Annotated in this window: 15 protein-coding genes; 14 read left to right on the top strand and 1 reads right to left on the bottom strand. The window is 49.0% G+C overall.

Features of this window, described 5'->3' with window-relative positions:
- The first annotated feature begins 132 nt into the window (after window positions 1–132).
- The 6 genes from NE473_RS27835 (at window position 133) to NE473_RS27810 (ending at window position 8,275) form a co-directional block, all read left to right on the top strand.
- Window positions 133–1,080 (top strand): ABC transporter permease, encoded by a 948-nt coding sequence (locus tag NE473_RS27835; protein WP_006772453.1) that lies wholly within the window; start codon window positions 133–135, stop codon window positions 1,078–1,080.
- Window positions 1,080–1,979, top strand: a complete 900-nt coding sequence (locus NE473_RS27830; protein WP_006772452.1) for a carbohydrate ABC transporter permease — start codon at window positions 1,080–1,082, stop codon at window positions 1,977–1,979. The genes NE473_RS27835 and NE473_RS27830 overlap by 1 nt, the downstream gene beginning before the upstream one ends.
- 66 nt (window positions 1,980–2,045) lie before the next feature.
- Window positions 2,046–3,614 (top strand): extracellular solute-binding protein, encoded by a 1,569-nt coding sequence (locus NE473_RS27825; protein WP_055650700.1) that lies wholly within the window; start codon window positions 2,046–2,048, stop codon window positions 3,612–3,614.
- Between the two features lie 11 nt (window positions 3,615–3,625).
- The gene (locus NE473_RS27820; RefSeq protein WP_055650701.1) at window positions 3,626–5,089 is read left to right on the top strand and encodes a sulfatase family protein; all 1,464 of its coding nucleotides are present in this window, start codon (window positions 3,626–3,628) and stop codon (window positions 5,087–5,089) included.
- Window positions 5,090–5,125: 36 nt separating this feature from the next.
- Window positions 5,126–6,541 (top strand): sulfatase, encoded by a 1,416-nt coding sequence (locus NE473_RS27815; protein ID WP_081034916.1) that lies wholly within the window; start codon window positions 5,126–5,128, stop codon window positions 6,539–6,541.
- 75 nt (window positions 6,542–6,616) lie between these two features.
- The gene (locus tag NE473_RS27810; protein WP_055650703.1) at window positions 6,617–8,275 is read left to right on the top strand and encodes a DUF4091 domain-containing protein; all 1,659 of its coding nucleotides are present in this window, start codon (window positions 6,617–6,619) and stop codon (window positions 8,273–8,275) included.
- Window positions 8,276–8,383: 108 nt separating this feature from the next.
- Here NE473_RS27810 and NE473_RS27805 read toward each other — a convergent pair whose 3' ends face one another.
- Window positions 8,384–9,652 carry an L-cysteine desulfidase family protein gene (locus NE473_RS27805; RefSeq protein WP_006772446.1) on the bottom strand — a complete coding sequence of 423 codons (1,269 nt, stop codon included), beginning with the start codon at window positions 9,650–9,652 and terminating at the stop codon, window positions 8,384–8,386.
- Window positions 9,653–9,961: 309 nt separating this feature from the next.
- On the opposite strand from NE473_RS27805, the gene NE473_RS27800 reads away from it, so the two are divergent.
- From NE473_RS27800 to NE473_RS27765, 8 genes are all read left to right on the top strand, one after another.
- Window positions 9,962–10,819 carry a tyrosine-type recombinase/integrase gene (locus NE473_RS27800; RefSeq protein ID WP_006772444.1) on the top strand — a complete coding sequence of 286 codons (858 nt, stop codon included), beginning with the start codon at window positions 9,962–9,964 and terminating at the stop codon, window positions 10,817–10,819.
- 389 nt (window positions 10,820–11,208) lie between these two features.
- On the top strand, window positions 11,209–11,526 hold the full coding sequence (locus tag NE473_RS27795) for a hypothetical protein (RefSeq protein ID WP_055650704.1): 318 nt from the start codon (window positions 11,209–11,211) through the stop codon (window positions 11,524–11,526).
- Window positions 11,516–12,457, top strand: coding sequence for a PspC-like choline-binding domain-containing protein (locus tag NE473_RS27790; RefSeq protein WP_055650705.1), 942 nt, complete (start codon window positions 11,516–11,518; stop codon window positions 12,455–12,457). Before NE473_RS27795 ends, NE473_RS27790 begins: the two co-directional genes overlap by 11 nt.
- Before the next feature lie 139 nt (window positions 12,458–12,596).
- Window positions 12,597–13,976: a hypothetical protein gene (locus NE473_RS27785; protein WP_242866167.1), complete on the top strand. Its 1,380-nt coding sequence runs from the start codon at window positions 12,597–12,599 to the stop codon at window positions 13,974–13,976.
- A 91-nt stretch (window positions 13,977–14,067) separates the two neighbouring features.
- Window positions 14,068–14,799, top strand: coding sequence for a CpsB/CapC family capsule biosynthesis tyrosine phosphatase (locus NE473_RS27780; RefSeq protein ID WP_055650707.1), 732 nt, complete (start codon window positions 14,068–14,070; stop codon window positions 14,797–14,799).
- Window positions 14,800–14,818: 19 nt separating this feature from the next.
- Window positions 14,819–15,553 carry a YveK family protein gene (locus NE473_RS27775; protein ID WP_055650708.1) on the top strand — a complete coding sequence of 245 codons (735 nt, stop codon included), beginning with the start codon at window positions 14,819–14,821 and terminating at the stop codon, window positions 15,551–15,553.
- The gene (locus tag NE473_RS27770; protein ID WP_055650709.1) at window positions 15,554–16,366 is read left to right on the top strand and encodes a CpsD/CapB family tyrosine-protein kinase; all 813 of its coding nucleotides are present in this window, start codon (window positions 15,554–15,556) and stop codon (window positions 16,364–16,366) included.
- Between the two features lie 17 nt (window positions 16,367–16,383).
- On the top strand, window positions 16,384–18,252 hold the full coding sequence (locus NE473_RS27765; RefSeq protein ID WP_055650710.1) for a nucleoside-diphosphate sugar epimerase/dehydratase: 1,869 nt from the start codon (window positions 16,384–16,386) through the stop codon (window positions 18,250–18,252).
- Window positions 18,253–18,320 lie beyond the last annotated feature (68 nt).

Raw genomic sequence — 18,320 nt, 5'->3', positions numbered from 1 at the left:
TGAACCAGCGCTCCTGGAGGAGACCCCTCCTGATATGACATCACAGAATATCCTTACATCTATACCACAAAAAGAATAAGTCTATAGCCTGTTTTGCTTGGCTATAAACTTATTATACGAGGAGGGAGAAGGTTGGGGAAAGCAGCTGTACGTAAAAATGGGAAGGTGAGGAACGGACCGGGTATCCGGACCTATATATGGAAACACAAATATCTGTATCTGATGCTGGTACCGGCGATTGTCTATTATATTATTTTCTGCTACGTACCGATGTACGGGGTGACGATCGCATTTAAGGATTTTAATCCGATGAAAGGAATATGGAAGAGCTCATGGGTCGGCTTTGAGACGTTTCAGAAGCTGTTTTCCATGGAGAAATTCTATTCTGTATTCTGGAATACCATAAGAATCAGTCTGATCCGTCTGGTCTTTGGTTTTCCATTTCCGATTATTATCGCACTGATGTTAAATGAACTGCGGCATGTGCGGATGAAGAAAGTGATTCAGACAGCCATCTACATACCCAATTTTATCTCGTGGGTGGTACTTGGCGGAATCCTGACAAGCATCCTGTCCATGGATTCAGGAATTGTCAACGGAGTGATTCAGGGGCTGGGCTTTCAGCCCATCGGATTTCTGACAGATGAAAAGTTTTTCGTTCCTACCATGGTGGTATCCATGATCTGGAAGACCTTCGGCTGGAATACCATTATCTATCTGGCGGCCATCACGGGCATCGATACCCAGCTGTATGAGGCGGCTACCGTAGATGGGGCCAACCGGTGGCAGAAACTCGTACATATTACCGTTCCGTGTATCCGTTCCATCATTATTGTCATTCTGATCACCAGGATCGGAAGCCTGATGCAGGCCGGATTCGAGCAGATATTCGTTCTCTACCATCCGGGTGTATACGGAACTGCGGATATTATCGATACATATGTATACCGGATGGGCCTTCAGGATGGCAAATTCGAGCTGGCTACGGCAGTGGGATTATTTAAATCCGTCATTAATTTCTGTCTGGTAGTGGCTGCAAACAAGATTGCAAGAATGTCGGGAGAGGAGGGAATCTACTGATGCTCAGATCAAAAAAACAGGAAGCGGGAAGCCATATCAAAGCGTCCGCCGGCAGTAAAGTTTTCGATGCTGTCAACGTGACACTGCTGGTTTTACTGGCACTGACGACCTTTTATCCCTTCTGGGACTGTATGGTGGTATCCTTTTCCTCGCTGAAAAGTTATCTGGCCACCAATATCCATCTGTGGCCTTCCGAGTGGTCGCTGGACGGCTATGCCTACATGGTTAAGAGTGCGGAGCTCTGGACCTCCTATGCCAACAGTATTTTCATTACGGTTGTGGGAACTCTGATCAATATGATGATTACGACCATGGCAGCCTACGTGCTGTCAAAAAAAGATCTGAAGGGACAGCGGTTTTTCATGTTCATGGCGGTATTTACCATGATGTTCTCCGGCGGAATTATTCCGACTTATATCGTGGTCAAGGACCTCCATCTGATGAATTCCCTGTGGTCCATGATCCTTCCGTCAGCGATCAATACGTATAATCTGATCATTCTGCGCAATTTCTTCATGGATTTACCACTGGAGCTGGAAGAGGCAGCCCTGCTGGACGGCTGCACGGAGGTGGGAGTACTGTTTCGGATTATGCTTCCTATCTCAAAACCCGCACTGACGACCGTTACACTTTTTTACGCAGTAGATCACTGGAATGACTTCTTTTCAGCAATTATGTATATCAACAGCAAACAGGCGTGGCCGCTGCAGCTGTTTCTGCGCTCCATGCTGTTTCAGAACGATGCCGCGTATTCCAGCGGAGGAGAGAGTCTGTTCCTTTTGGGACAGCCGATGAAGATGGCGGCGGTTATGATGGCAATTATACCGATCATGTGTGCATATCCATTTTTCCAGAAATATTTTACGACCGGCATGACGGCCGGCGCCGTAAAAGGATAACGAGACTGGGACACACGGGGAAAGGTAAAACAGCAGCATCTATAGAAAGGAAAGAGAGGGAAAAAAATGAAAAAAAGACAGGTAATGAGTTTGGTACTGGCAGGGGTTATGGCGGTCTCTTTAACTGCCTGCGGCGGAGGAACCGGGGGAACAGCTGATAAGGCGGAATCCGGACAGACGGAGGCAGGAAAAGCCGAGGCTTCTTCCAAATCCGGGGAGAGCGTACCGCTTCGCTGGCTGACGACGGGCGACGCGGCGGCAAAGGCGATCAAAGCCGATGACAGAATAGTGGCAGCCATCAATGAAAAGCTGGGAATCAATCTGACTGTGGAGATTGTACCGGAGGCAAATACGGAAAAAGTCAACGTGGCCATGGCTTCCGGAGATTTTCCGGATGTGGTTACGGGTGCCTATGGAACCAGTGCTACACAGCAGTGGATTGATGACGGTATGGTTATTCCGCTCAATGATTACTTTGAGACAATGCCCAATATAAAAACGTGGCTGGAGGATGAGTATCAGTGGTCGGCCATCGACGGAAAGTATTACGGACTGCCGTTTATCACCCAGTACAATGCGGCAAATGCCCTGATCATATTCCGGCAGGACTGGCTGGATAATCTTGGACTGGAGTATCCGAAGACGCTGGATGACATGAAAAATGTGCTGACCGCATTTACAAACAACGATCCGGACGGCAACGGAAAGAACGATACATACGGATATACCGCAGAAAAACCGAGCAGTACCAGCGGAGTTACGCCGTTTGACTGGGTATTTTTCGCCTACGGCCTTCCATATGCCGATTATTCTCTGAATGAAAACGGAGAGATCATTCCATTTTTTGAAGATCCATCCTTCATTCCTGCCATGCATTATATCAAGGATTTGTGGGATTCGAAGGTAGTTGATCCGGAACTGATGCTGAATGACCAGTCGAAGAAGGAAGAGAAATTCTATCAGGGAAAGAGCGGAGCCATGCTTGCACCTCTGTTCCGCCACGTAACGCGTCATGAAAACAGCGTAAAAGAACTGTATCCCGATGCTTCCATTAGCTACGGACTTCCTCCGGAAGGGCCGAGTGGCGCAAGAGGACTGAACAAACAGGGAAAAAACGGCATGATGACCTGTATCACCACCGCGTGCAAGAACCAGGACAAAGCGGCTGCATTTATCGATTTTATGGTCTCCAAAGAAGGTAATGACTTACTGAGACTTGGTATAGAGGGAATCCACTATACAAAGGATGGCGACACGATCATATTTAATGAAGAAGAGCGGGCAAAAGACGCATTTGCAGATGACGGCTGGGCACACGCACTGGCATGGGGCTCCTTCTACTGGCCGTTAGAGAGCGGATATATTCCGGTATCTGATCCAAACCGGGAGCGCGCGCTGGAGACCGTCGAGTTAGCCACGGAATGCCAGATGCCAAACTTAATCAAACAGAAGACTCCGGCGGAGATTGAGAACGGCTCTGCGGTGAACGACGTGTTTATCCAGTATTTCTCCGATATGCTTCAGGGCAAGATATCCATTGAGGATGGTGTGGTATCACTTGGAAAAGAGTGGAGAAATCAGGGCGGAGACGAAATCTTAAAGGAAGTAAGCGAAGTGTTTAAGACAGAAAAATAGGTGGAAAATTTATGAGAAAGAAACCAAATATACTCTTTATACTTACTGATGATCAGGGGGCCTGGGCGATGCATTGCTCGGGCACCCCCGAGCTTTATACCCCGAATCTGGACAGAATCGCCGCTTCGGGGATGCGTTTTGACAACTTCTTCTGTGCCTCGCCGGTCTGCTCACCAGCCAGGGCGTCGCTTCTCACCGGTAAGATTCCGTCGGGCCACGGCGTCCTGGACTGGATCAGAAGCGGAAGCGTGGACGCGGATAAATTTGCCGCCCAGGGAAGGGAAAACCCTTATGCGGATGGTTACAAAAATGAGAGGAAGCCCATCGCCTACTTAGAAGGGCAGACGGCCTATACAGACATTCTGGCAGAAGAAGGGTATCACTGTGCCCTGGCCGGTAAATGGCATCTGGGGGACAGCGTGACGCCCCAGCACGGATTTGAAAAATGGTATACCATCGGCCTTGGCGGATGCTGTTATTATCACCCGGATATTGTGGATCACGGGGAGATTACGGTGGAGCATGGGAAATACGTGACGGAGCTCTTTGCCGATAAGGCTCTGGACTACTTAGACGAGCTGGCGGAGAGCGAAGAGCCCTTCTACCTGGCCGTCAACTTTACTGCGCCCCACGCCCCATGGGGAAAGGAGCACCATCCGGCCAAATGGATTGATTATTACGAGAACTGTGACTTTGCCTCCATACCGGATATCCCGGACCATCCCGATCTGCTGACCGGGCCGGTCTATGGCACGGAAAAGAGGAAGGAGAATCTGCGGGGGTATTTTGCCGCCGTAAGCGCCATGGACGAACAGGTGGGCAGGATTCTGGATGCTCTGGAAGAGAGGCATTTGACAGAGGACACGATAGTGATCTTCTCCGCCGATAATGGGATGAGCATGGGACAGCATGGAATCTGGGGAAAGGGGAACGGAACCTTTCCCATGAATATGTACGAATCAGCAGTGAAAGTGCCGTTTATCATATCCTGGCCTTGCTTTATTAAGCCGGGGAGTGTATGCTGTGAATTAGTAAGCGCATACGATTTATTCCCAACGCTGCTGGAACTGACGGGACTGTCCGGCCGCTTCCCGGAAGGCCTTCCTGGGAAGAGCTTCTGCGGACTGCTTTCGGGGAAGGAAGAGACGCGGACCGGGGAAATCGTCATTTTTGACGAGTATGGGCCGGTGCGGATGATCCGGGACAGGGAATGGAAATATATTCACAGATACCCCTATGGAGCGCACGAGCTGTATCATCTTACCGATGACCCGGGGGAGACAAGAAATCTTTATGGCATGCCGGAGTACGAAGCGAAGGTTCTGGAGCTTAAAAAGCGGATGGAAACCTGGTTCCTCAAGTATGCGGATCCTGCTGTTGACGGGGTGAGAGAAGGCGTCACCGGCTCGGGACAGCTGTGCAGACCCGGTATTTATGCTGTACGTACAGATGTATATGGCCCGGTGGGGACGTAAAGCCAATGCAGCACCACCAAAAAACGGAGGAGAAGAATGATGGCAGTACAACCGAATTTCTTATTTATCTTTATGGACGATATGGGCTGGCGGGATCTGGCCTGTACCGGAAGCACGTTTTATGAGACGCCGAATATCGACCGGCTGTGCAGGCAGGGAATGGTGTTTGCCAATTCCTATGCCTCCTGCCCGGTATGCTCTCCGTCGAGAGCCAGCTGTTTAACCGGAAAATATCCGGCCAGGCTGGGTGTGACGGACTGGATTGACATGGAAGGAACGTCCCACCCCTTAAAGGGGAAACTGATCGACGCCCCGTACATCAAGCATCTGCCGGAGGGGGAATATACGATCGCCCAGGCATTAAAGGATGCGGGATACGATACGTGGCATGTGGGAAAATGGCATCTGGGCGGAAGAGAGTTTTACCCGGAACATTTCGGCTTTGATGTCAATATAGGCGGCTGTTCCTGGGGCCATCCCCATGACGGGTACTTCAGTCCCTATGGAATCGAGACGCTTTCTGAGGGACCGGAAGGAGAGTATTTAACAGACAGGATCACAGATGAGGCGGTCCGTCTGCTGAGAGAACGGCAGGCCTGCGGCAGCAGGAAGCCATTTTACATGAACTTGTGCCATTATGCCGTACATACCCCGATTCAGGTTAAGGATGAGGACCGGGCGCGTTTTGAAAAGAAGGCGAGAGAGCTGGGGCTCGATAAGGAGACGGCTCTGGTGGAAGGCGAATTCCACCATACAGAGGATAAGAAGGGCCGCCGGGTGGTCAGAAGAGTGATCCAGTCGGACCCGTCCTACGCGGGAATGATCTGGAATCTGGATCAAAATATCGGACGATTGCTGGAGGCGCTTCGGGAGTGCGGGGAAGAGGAGAATACCGTGGTCGTATTTACCTCTGACAACGGCGGATTAGCCACAAGCGAGGGCTCGCCTACCTGTAATCTGCCCGCTTCGGAGGGAAAGGGCTGGGTCTATGAGGGAGGTACCAGAGTTCCGCTGATTGTAAAGTATCCGGGCCGTGTGGCTCCGGGGAGCAGATGCGACGTACCGGTGACTACCCCTGATTTCTATCCTACATTCCTGGAACTGGCGGGCGTACCGCAAAAAGCAGGAATTCCCATAGATGGAAGAAGCATCGTACCGCTGCTGTCTGGGAATCCCATGCCTGAAAGACCGATTTTCTGGCACTACCCCCACTATGGAAATCAGGGCGGAACCCCTGCTTCCTCGGTGGTTATGGGAGATTATAAATATATTGAGTTCTTTGAGGATGGCCGCGGAGAACTCTACGATCTGAAAGCGGATTTCAGCGAGACGAATAATCTCTGTGAAAAGATGCCGGAGACGGCTGCACGGCTCCGGATGCTTCTTCATGGCTGGCAGCGGGAGGTCTGTGCCCGTTTTCCGGAAGAGAATGCGGAATATGTGCAGATGTGATGAAAAGGCTTAAAAAAATAAGCGAGGATTCATGGGTTCAAAATGTGGATTGAAATAAAAGAAGAGGATTGACAGATGAGACGTGATAAGAATTACCAGATAAAACTGATGAGTGCTCTGACGAAAGTATGGCCGGGACAGGAGCCGGAAGAAGACCCGTGCTGCAGCGTTTTTACGATGCTGCGTGGGGAGACATTCAGCTTTGTGGCAGCATATACCTGTGGCGGTGAAGGAAATTCAGCCGCGGTGGTAAGGGTGGAATCACCGGTGGAGCAATACTGCCGCATCAGAGAGATCGTTCCGGTTCCATCCATACGCCCGGTAAACAGCCGTGTGGACAGCAATTACCTGTGCACCCGGCCGGGAATGTATCCGGATCTGCTGACGGAACCGGCTGGCGGTTGTGTCACATTTACACCGGGACAGTTTAAAAGCCTGTGGATTGATATGGAGATTCCGGAAAACGGTCCGTATGGGAAATTTCCTTTTGCGGTAGTATTCGTATCGCCGGAGGGGGAGGAACTGTGCCGGAGGGAAACCTCCATACAGGTGTATCAGACAGTTCTTGGACCGCAGCGGCTCATTCATACGGAGTGGTTTCATGGAGACTGTCTTGCCGATTATTACCGGGTGCCTGTGTTTTCTGAAGAGCACTGGAAGATCATGGAGAATTTTATCGCGGCTGCCGCAGCCAGAGGCTGCAATATGATCCTGACTCCGCAGTTTACCCCGCCTCTCGACACGGCGCCCGGCGGAGATCGGACCACGATTCAGCTGGTGGGAGTAAACGTGCTTCCGGATGGCAGCTATGAATTTGACTTTGCCAGGCTGGAGCGCTGGGTCACCATGTGCCTGTCCTGCGGCATGGTCTATTTTGAGATGTCCCACCTCTTCACCCAGTGGGGAGCCGTTCATCCTCCGAAGATCATGGCCGAAGAGAACGGGAAGGAGATAAAACTGTTCGGCTGGGAGGACCCGGCCGTAGGAGGACGCTATACCCGCTTTCTGGAAGCCTATCTTCCGAAACTGACGGAAAAACTGCGGGAATTGGGAATTGCCGCAGTTACCAGATTTCACATATCGGATGAGCCGGAACCGCAGCATCTTCTGTCCTATAAGCAGGCGAGAGAATCCGTTGCGCCTTACTTAAAGGATTTTGTGATCATGGATGCCGTCTCCAGCCTTGATATCTGCCGGGAAAGTGAGATTGACTGCCCGGTGTGTTCCAGCGACCATATCGAACCGTTTCTGGAGGCTGGGGTAACACCTCTGTGGAGTTACTACTGTACGGCACAGGATTTCCTGGTCAGCAACCGATTTATGGCCATGCCGTCCGCCAGATGCCGGATATACGGTGCACAGATCTTTCGATATGCCATGGAAGGAATTCTTCACTGGGGGTACAATTTTTACAATTCCCAGTACTCCTTAACGAAGCTGGATCCCTACCGTTCCACAGATGCCGACGGAGCCTTTCCGTCCGGAGATTCGTTTCTGGTGTATCCGGGAGCGGACGGAAAACCGGAGGAATCTGTCCGTATGATGGTCATGTGCCATACGATGCAGGATGTGAGAGCCATGGAGCAGCTGGCGGAAAAGAAGGGGAGAGCGTACGTTATTTCCATGCTGGAAGAAGATCTGGCAGAACCGATCACGTTTAAGCAGTATCCGAAGTCGGAGTTCTGGATGATTCAGATGAGAAACCGGATTAACAGGGAACTGGAAGAAGCATAAATGAGATACAGATGCCCTTCTGCATTCGTATATTATAAATAAAAATCAGCCCGCCGCGGGAACTTTCCTTATATAAAGGAGTCCTGCAGGCGGGCTGTCTTTGCTGTATTACTGAAGCATAATCTTGATAATCTCTTTATCTGTCTGTTTCATACCTTCTTTTCCGATATATCCCACGCAGCTGATGGTTTCACCCGCGTCCTCCTGAAGGATGCCGCTGTCCGGCTGGTAGGCTTTATTATTCATGGCGAGATAGTGAGCCATCATGGCTGCATCCAGGCTCGTGGCGATCTTGGCGGCACAGGAGATCTTGGCGCCGTCGCAGATAATGCCGGGAATATTGGCCAGAACATTACCAATGGTATTCTTAATCTGTTCCAGCGTTCCGCCTACTAAGTAGGTGATGGCGGCTCCCGATGCACAGGAAGCGGATACGGCGCCGCAGAAGGCCGACAGCTTCCCGATAAATTCCTTCTGGTAGATTGTCAGCAGACTGGAAAATGCGAGGGCGCGGTATAAGCGCTCCTGGCAGATATTGTTCTCCCGGGCGTAGACGATCACCGGAACGGAGGAAGCGATCCCCTGATTCCCACTTCCGGAATTGATGATAACCGGCATGTCACAGCCACCCATCCTCGCCTCTGATCCGGCTGCTGCATAGGCCTTCATACGGACAGCCACACCATCCGGATAGGATTCCTTGATAATCTTTCCAATGCCCAGACCGTAGTTTCCGGCCATGCCTTCATAGGCAATGTTCATATTATGAATGATGACACGGTCAAGCAGCTCGTGGATATCCTTAAGCGGCACCTGATCCGCAAAATCCTTGATATTATCGACGGAGAGCAGACTGCGGTCCGCCAGACTGCATCCCCCTTCCATATGGTCGGAGCTGAAAAGTACTTCGCCGTCTTTGGTGATTTTGGTGATGTTGGTGTGATCATAACGAACCTCCAGCGTCACCACGGAAGCATCCTTATGCAGTTCCAGAATGATGTGCAGCGGAATCTCGGAATCTAAATATTCCACGGTACAGACCCCGTCTTTCAGCATGGCAGATGCGGTCTTCCTGTCCTCATCGGTTAAGTCTTCTAAAACTTCCATACATTTCGAGGCATTGCCTCCGACAATTCCAAGCATGACGCCGGCTTCGATGCCAACCATATGTTCCGAGTTGGGAATCGTGACGCACCGGACATTTTTAATCATGTTGCCGCTGCAGTGAGCGATGACTCTGTCGGGCAGGCAGCCCAGCACTTCTCTTGCCCTGGCGCCGGCATAGGCGAGCGCAATCGGCTCGGTGCAGCCCATGGCGGGTATCAGTTCTTCAGCCAGAATCTTTAGAAATTCATCGTGTATTCTTTGGTTCATCATGGGTAGTATACCCCTTTCACTTAATCATAATGGCGGCATGTAAATCAGACAGAATCCGGTTTTTAACCCTGCCATGCTGCTCCGGACTGATCCCACCGATTGGCAGCCTGCGAGCGGAACAGTATTATTTATGTTAATAAAAATTTATCAAATAACCGGGAGAAAGTCAATGGTTTTGGGCAGATTGTACAGATCTGGTTATTGTAAAAGAACAGGCGTGCTTTTTTTATTTTCACTGACCATATAATATTTTCTTTAGCAATTGGTAAAAATATTGCATAAACAGTAAAAAAGAAAAGGAGTAGGCAAATGGAGAAGAAACTGGATGTGGTCATGTTGATGGAAGAGTATCGAAAATATCTCGTTTACAACGAAAAAAGCAAATCAACAATCAACAAATATCTGCGCGACGCCGGCAAGTATCTTCAGTTCCTGAAAACCCGTGAAGGAGCAGGAAATGAGATAACGAAAGAAAGTACCATGGACTACAAGATGGAACTAATGGAAAAGTATAAGCCTGCCAGCGTAAATTCCTATTTGACGGCAGTAAACAGTTTCCTCACATTTTACGGGAAAACAGACTGCCACGTCAGGCTTTTGAAGATTCAAAAACGGATCTTTACCGATCAGAGCCGGGAATTGACCAAGGCAGAATATATCAGGCTGGTAGAGACCGCGCGGTACGATAAAAAGGAGAGGCTGGCGCTGATCATGGAAACCATCTGCGGAACGGGAATACGAATCAGTGAACTGCAAAATATAACGGTGGAATCGCTGCTGAGCGGATATGCCAGCGTCTCATGCAAGGGAAAGGAACGAATCATCTTAATTCCTGTAAAGCTGAAAGAAAAACTCAGGGAATACTGCTTCAAGCATGAGATTCAGTCAGGAAGCATCTTTATTACCCGGTCGGGAAAACCCATAGACCGCAGCAATGTCTGGACGGAGATGAATAAGCTGTGTGAAAAGGCAAATATCTCCCACGGTAAAGTATTTCCTCATAATATGCGTCACCTGTTTGCAAGAACTTATTATGGAAAGCAAAAGGATATTGTGCATCTGGCGGATATTCTGGGGCACAGCAGTATTGAAACGACAAGGATTTATACGATGACGAGCAGCTTTGAATATGAAAGACAATTAGAAGAAATGGATTTAATAATATAAAAATACAACATAATACACATTATGTTGTGACAATTATACCGCTCGCAGATTTTTATGTCAAGATTTTTATTCAGTAAACTACATATTACACAATATGTAGTAAAAAAGGCCGCGCCTTGGTGTTTTCCGGCCACTTTTCGAGCCGGAATAAACGCCGCTGTCAATGCGCAGACCTCATCTTAATATTTTAAATTACCGCAAAGCCTTACAGATTCCAAAAAAATGCCGTTTCGTATATTGACAATGAAACTTTGTTGCTGTATGCTTATCACAACATAATGTGTATTATGTTGTGAACCTAATAAAGATAATATTTTCTTAACCAGGTTAGAATACCGACGCAGACAGTAAGCGCAATATTGCATCACTGAGGCGGAGGAATCTGACAAATGAGTAAAATTGGGAGGGAAAAAACCGGACTCCTGGACGATCTGTGGAAAAAGACTGGCTGCCTGTATTTATCGGACTTAAAGCAGCCGGCATGGAGGGCTGTCTGCTGTTCTGTCATAAGAGAGATTCAGGAGGAAGAGTACACGCTCCGGGAATGGAGCGACGCAGCAAGATATTTAAGTAATGCGGACGGGGTAATTGCGAGTACAAAATTTCAATCAAAAGAAGAGGCAAAGAGAGCAATCCTTAAGCCCGGTCAACCAACGGGGCCCGATATCCGCTCAAAGCAGAAGCAGGAGGAGAAAAATGAAAGGTAAAACATGGAAACTTGCAGCTGTTACACTGGGGCTTGGCATCAGCGCGGCGGCAGCCGTCTACGCGCAGACACCGGGCTGGAACTTAACTGGAGAAGGGTGGCGCTATCTGTCTGCGGAAGGACAGTATCAGGCGGCCGGATGGTTCCAGGATACAGACGGACGCTGGTATCATTTTAACCAGAACGGAATTATGCAGACCGGATGGTTCCAGGATACTAATGGTGTGTGGTATTTTCTGGCCACCGACTCAGGTGCGATGAAAACCGGATGGCATCAGGATCCGGATGGCAAGTGGTATTTCCTTTCCTACAATGGTGCGATGCAGACTGGCCTGATTAAAGTAGATCAGAAAGTATATTTTATGGAACCAAGCGGAGCTCTGTTTGCAGGAGATAAGGAAATTGACGGAGTTGTCTATCATTTTACGGAAAATGGAACGGTGGGATCCGCACCGCCAGTTTCCACTGCGCAGGTATGGTCTGGAAATGGAAACCAGACCAGTAGTTCGGACAGCAGTTCATCGAAAGAAAAAATTCGGGTGAGAGACGTAGTGGAGAGTGATATCAGAGAAGCTGTAAATCAGACGAGTGCAAGCGAACATATCGTAAGTGCCTCGGTCAGCGTACAGAGTATCAGTGTGACGCCTGTCGCTGTTTCGACAATGGTGGAAGGACTTCCGGCGGCACAGTCTGTCTTTGGAGTATTTCTGTCTTCCGGATATATCAACGAAGTAACGATCAGCGGTCCCGGAGGAAGTGCGGTGGTTCATGATACGAGCGATCTGGTGGGAGCGGCCAGAAGTCTGGGATTTTCGGGAAGCGGAAGCTTTTCCCAGGCCAGAGGTTCCTACACGGTGACGGTATCCTATTCCGGAACACTCGATTATGGCTATGAAGACGGAACCCTGGTATATTCCGTTACAGTCAATTGAGTGATGAAATATTGTGATGATTCGCGGATATAAATTTTTAACACTTATCCTTTTATCGTTTTTTTTGTCGCTTTTATTTTTTCTGATAACACCGTCGGCCAGCTATGCCGCAGGGTTAAATGCCAGTGAGCAGGAGCTGGTGGCAAAGGCAAAGGGGACATTTGAATGGAACGGAAAAAAATACCGGGCTAAACAGACCTATCTTGATCAGCTGACTGCGTATTTAAGCAGGGATGATGTGGATTTGAGCGCAGATACCTGCGCTGCTGCTGCCAAAGAGATGTATGGCAGTGTGGAACGCGGCGTGATGGAAGGCTATCTCTATGAAGTGGACAGCAGTGGGAAGCAGTCAGACGGGGATCCGGTTACAGCCTCTGAAACAGCTTCTCAGGAAGAAAAAAGAGCAGAACAGGAATCTCCTTCGGAAGAAATCCTGGAAGAGAAAGAAAGTGCTTCCGTCGTGTTCCAGGTGCCGCGCGGCATTGTGCCGGATAAGGGCTGGAACCACAAATACGAAACAGATATCGGACAGACCGGGGAAGCCAGCCTCACTGAGCCGAGCTCGTGGCTGAGCCTGCTGAATCCGTCTTTTTACCGCCTTCTTATGATTTTTGAATCCGTCTGTACTGTGCTTTTATCAATGGCTCTGGCCGTAACCGTCCGAGGACGGAGACTGAGACACCGGCGAAAGATCAGAAAAGTGATGCAGACGGCAGTGATTTTTATGACAGCTGCAGCATGTCTCCTGTCAGGAATGTATGCCGCGCTGCGTGTGGGAACTTTTTCCGAACAGGCGGTAATGAATCAGATCGAAAAGACCTCCTGGTACCAGGCGGTTTATGACGATATGAAACGGGAGACGGTTATGACCATGTATCTCGCCGGAGTGCCGGAAAACAAGCTGGAGAACTCTGAGGTTGAGGACACGGTAAAGTATTCTAATGTAGTACTGACGGCCAGGCAATATATGAAGGCAGCACTTGAGGGCGATTCACAGACTCCTGTACTGTCCGGCGTTTTTGAAACATTCCGGACTTCTGTAATGGAGTATTACGAAAAAAAATATCCGGGCTCAGAAGCAGTCAGGACAGGAGTCCGGAATCTTCTGGAAGGTCTGGAAGCACGCTGTGTGAAACAGATGAACTGGGCCGGTATGGAGTGGTGGCGCGGCAAGACACAGGGATTCCTGCTTTGGTTTCCCGCTTTAATGGGCGGCGCCGTTCTGGTAGCTGGGCTGGGAACCGCGGAACTGATCTGTCTGAGCCGCTCCAGTTACCGGGCGGTAAAGAGAATCGGAGGCAGTCTTGCCGGAGGTTTTATCAGCCTGGTAAACATCGGACTTCTGATTGGAAGATTTGGCGGAACCGGGACTGCTTGGGCAAAACCCTCTTACATGAAAGAATTTGTCCGAAATATGTCAGTCCAGGCCGCATACAGTGTCCTTATGATCGGAATCATAGGCTGTTGTCTTGCAGTTATGACTTTCTATATATCCAGATGTATCAAGTACCAAAGATGAAATGGGAGAGGATGGCATGAGCGGAATGAGAAAAAGAAAAAACAGAGATAAGAATGATTATCAAGATCGTTTCGGGGGGGGGGGGGTAAAAATGCCCTTCAACCTGTTTGATCTTCATTGTCATCTGCTCTATGGCGTAGATGATGGCGCCATCTCTTTAGAGGAATCTCTGCGTGCTGTTCGGATTGCGTGCGAGGAAGGAATCCGCCATATTGTTTTTACCCCTCATTATACACCGGGAAAGCTGTCCGGGGAGAAGGAAGTTATATTGAGACGGATGAAAGAGATCAGGGAAGCTGCTGAAAATGCAGGGATTGAGGGGATTAAGTATTACTGCGGCAATGAAGTACTCTATGTTTCCGGCGTGGAGGAGCTGCTGAAGCAGGGAGAGATCTTAACAATTGCAGATACCAAGTACGTGCTTCTGGAATTCTATCAGGGGGTAAGATACCAGGATATGTTTCAGGGGCTTTCTCACGTTGTGCGGACGGGATTTATTCCGGTGCTGGCGCATGTGGAACGTTATAACTGCCTGTACCCCAAATTAGACAGAATTGAGGAACTGCGGGATCTGGGTATCGTAATTCAGATGAACACAGAGTGCCTGATGCCGCAGATTCCGAGTGTGCGGCTGCTCTGGTACAGGAACTTAATGAAAGCCGGCTATGTGCAGCTGATTTCCACGGATGCACACGGTGCGGACAACAAGCCGCCGTGTATGAAAAGGGCGGTGGAATGGATGGAGCGGCACTGCGATTGCAGCCTGGTTGAGCGGGTGCTTTACGAAAATCCGGCCATAGTACTGGAGGACCGGATACTATAAGAATTGCAGAGGGAGAACAATGAAAGATACAAGAGATGATGAGATAGAGATTGATTTACTTCAGCTTTTCTGGGTAATGGAGAGAAGGCTGTGGATTATGATTCTGGCGGTTGTTATTGGGGCGGCGGCCACCATGTTATATACCACGACCCTGGTGGAACCGGTTTATACCTCCTCAACTATGATTTACATATTAAATAAAACGAATAACATTACATCCCTGTCAGATCTTCAGCTGGGAACACAGCTGACAAAGGATTACAAAGTGCTGGTAACCAGCCGCCCGGTTCTTGAGCAGGTGACGGAAAACCTGGGATTAAACCTGGGATATCAGCAGTTAAATGGGAAAATTACGGTCAACAATCCGACCGATACAAGAATTCTGACTATTTCAGCCAAAGATACAAATCCAGAAACCGCCAGGGCTATTGCCGATGAGGTGGCATCTGTTTCTGTGGCACGCATTGCCGAAATTATGGACTCAGTGCCCCCGAAAATTGTAGAAACGGGAAATCTTCCGACCGTACCTTCCAGCCCGAATGTAAAAAAGAATACGGTGCTCGGAGGTCTGGCGGCCGGAATCGCTGCCGCCGGCATTATCATTCTGCTGTATCTGATGAACGACAGTATCCGGAATGCCGGAGATATAGAACGTTATCTTGATCTGAATACTCTGGGCCAGATACCGGAATTTGAAGAAAATGAACGAAGAAAAAAGAAAAAGAGCAGATGGGGCAGAAGGGCGGTGGAGTAGATGCAGAAAGTAGAATTTAAGAAGTTGCCGCGGCTGGATTTCCGTGCCAACGAAGCGTTTAAAACCCTGAGAACCAATATCACATTCTGTGGAGATGCTCAGCGGGTCATCCTGTTTACCAGTACGATTCCCAATGAGGGCAAAACATCAGTCGTATTTCAGCTGGCCCGATCCTTCGCGGAGGATGGGAAACGGGTGCTTCTTTTGGACGCAGATATGCGCAAATCCGTATTGATGGGCCATTACCGGGTTGATCAGGAGACAAGAGGACTGAGCCATTATCTCGTAGGTCAGGAATCAGCTGAAAACGTTGCATATCGGACTAATATTGAAAATATGGACATAATTTTCGCCGGTCCTTCCACTCCAAATCCGGCAGAACTTTTGGGAAATGCGAAATTTGAAGAGATGCTCTGCGGCGCGCGAGAACATTATGATTACGTTTTGATTGATTCCCCTCCTTTGGGCAGTGTCATTGACGCGGCCATTATTGCGAAAAATGTGGATGGATCAGTGATCGTTGTGGAGAGCGGAGTAATCAGTTATAAGATGGTTCAGAAGGTAAAGGGGCAGCTGGAAAAGAGCGGATGCCGGATTCTGGGAGCGGTTCTTAATAAGGTGAACCAGGAGAGTAAGGGATATTACGGTGGGTACTACAATAAATATTATGGTAAAAATTACGGAAAATACTCTGGATACGGAGACGGTGGGAGCCGCGGTAGAGCAGAGAAAAGTGAAGAAAAAACAGAAATGAAAACGGCAGCTGCCGGCGGCGAAGAAAATCAGGTAAAACGTTCCAGACGGCGCAAGTAGGATACGAAAGGGAAAAAATGATAAAGACACGTATTATAGCAAATAAATGGTTTCGTTCGTTACTATTTCTTATCTATGACATCTGTATGATTCAGATCTGCTCATTTTTAGCTCTTTGGATCCGGTTTGATTTGTCTGCAAAATCCATACCCTCACAATATATAAGCGCGGTCACATCATACAGCGTGATTTTGACGGTCACAACCGTTCTGGTGTTCGCGATATTTCGCCTGTATTCCATTATGTGGAGCAGCGCCGGGATTGTCGAACTGGAATCCATCGTTGCGGCCTGTGGCGTAACGTTTATTCTTCAGATCATTGGTATGAAATTCCTGAACATTGAAGTACCGAGAAGCTATCACATATTATGGCTTTTGTTTATGACATCAGTTGTCGGGATCAGCCGGATGAGCTACCGGGCGCTGCGGATGGCAGGGCGGCATCTGGGAAGAAAACGTGAGGATGCGGTGCGGATTATGATCGTCGGCGGCGGCCAGGCGGGAACTCTTCTGATCAAAGAATTAAACAACAGCGAAAAAGCACCGGGGATTCCGGTCTGTATCGTTGATGATGACCGCAATAAAAACGGAAAATATATTAGCGGCGTTCCGATCCGGGGGACGAGGGAGGAGATCCCTGAACTGGCAGAGAAGTACAGGATTGATGAGATTTATATTGCACTTCCCACGGTAACCGGCGTAGAGCGGAAAAAGATCCTGGAAATATGTCAGCAGACAAAATGCAGTCTGAAGATTCTTCCTGGGCTGTATCAATTGATGAGCGGAGAAGTGAGTATATCCAAACTCCGGGATGTTGAGATTGATGACCTGTTAGGAAGAGAACCGATTAAGGTCAATTTAGATGAGATTATGGAATACGTAAAAGACAAAGTCGTCATGGTGACCGGAGGCGGCGGGTCAATCGGCAGCGAACTGTGCAGACAGCTGGCCGGGCACGGGGTAAAGCGTCTGATAATCTTTGATATGTATGAGAATAACGCCTATGAAATACAGCAGGAATTAAAGCGGAACTGTCCGGAACTGGATCTTGTCACACTGATCGGGTCGGTGAGAAATACGAACCGGCTGAATTCAGTTTTTGAAACATACCGGCCGGACGTCGTATACCATGCTGCGGCGCATAAGCATGTTCCGCTGATGGAGGACAGCCCTAACGAAGCAATAAAAAATAATGTCATAGGCACGTATAAGACTGCCAGGGCGGCCATGAAATACGGTACGAAACACTTTGTCCTGATTTCCACCGACAAAGCGGTTAATCCGACCAATATCATGGGGGCCAGCAAGCGCCTCTGTGAAATGGTAATTCAGATGTGCAACAGCAAGAGCAGTACAGAATTCGTCGCGGTGCGGTTTGGCAACGTTCTGGGAAGCAATGGAAGCGTGATCCCGTTATTTAAAAAGCAGATCGAAAATGGCGGTCCGGTCACAGTTACAGATCCGGATATTATCCGGTATTTTATGACGATTCCCGAGGCGGTAAGCCTGGTGCTGCAGGCCGGGGCTTATGCGAAGGGCGGAGAAATCTTTGTCCTTAATATGGGGGAACCCGTAAAAATTCTGGATATGGCAGAGAACCTGATCCGGCTGTCCGGATACGAGCCATATAAAGATATTGACATCGTGTTTACAGGGCTGCGCCCGGGAGAAAAGATGTATGAAGAGCTTTTGATGGCGGAAGAAGGGCTGCAGGGGACGAAGAACAGCCGGATCTTTATTGGGAAGCCGATTGAGATGGATTATGGGAAATTCGAACAGCAGCTGTCAGAACTGGACGAGGCGGCATGGAAGGAAACCTCGGAGATGAGGGATCTGGTTCAGAAGATTATACCGGAGTATCATTTTAGCAGAACAAATTCCAATTAACTAAAATCGTCGCTTTGCCGCGTTTTAGTGTGTTTGGATGTCAGAAGGAGTTGTTAAGTATCCGCCTG

This window comes from Hungatella sp. SL.1.14 (assembly GCF_024460495.1).
Lineage (GTDB): Bacteria > Bacillota > Clostridia > Lachnospirales > Lachnospiraceae > Hungatella > Hungatella hathewayi.
This window is presented reverse-complemented; position numbering and strand designations above follow the sequence as displayed.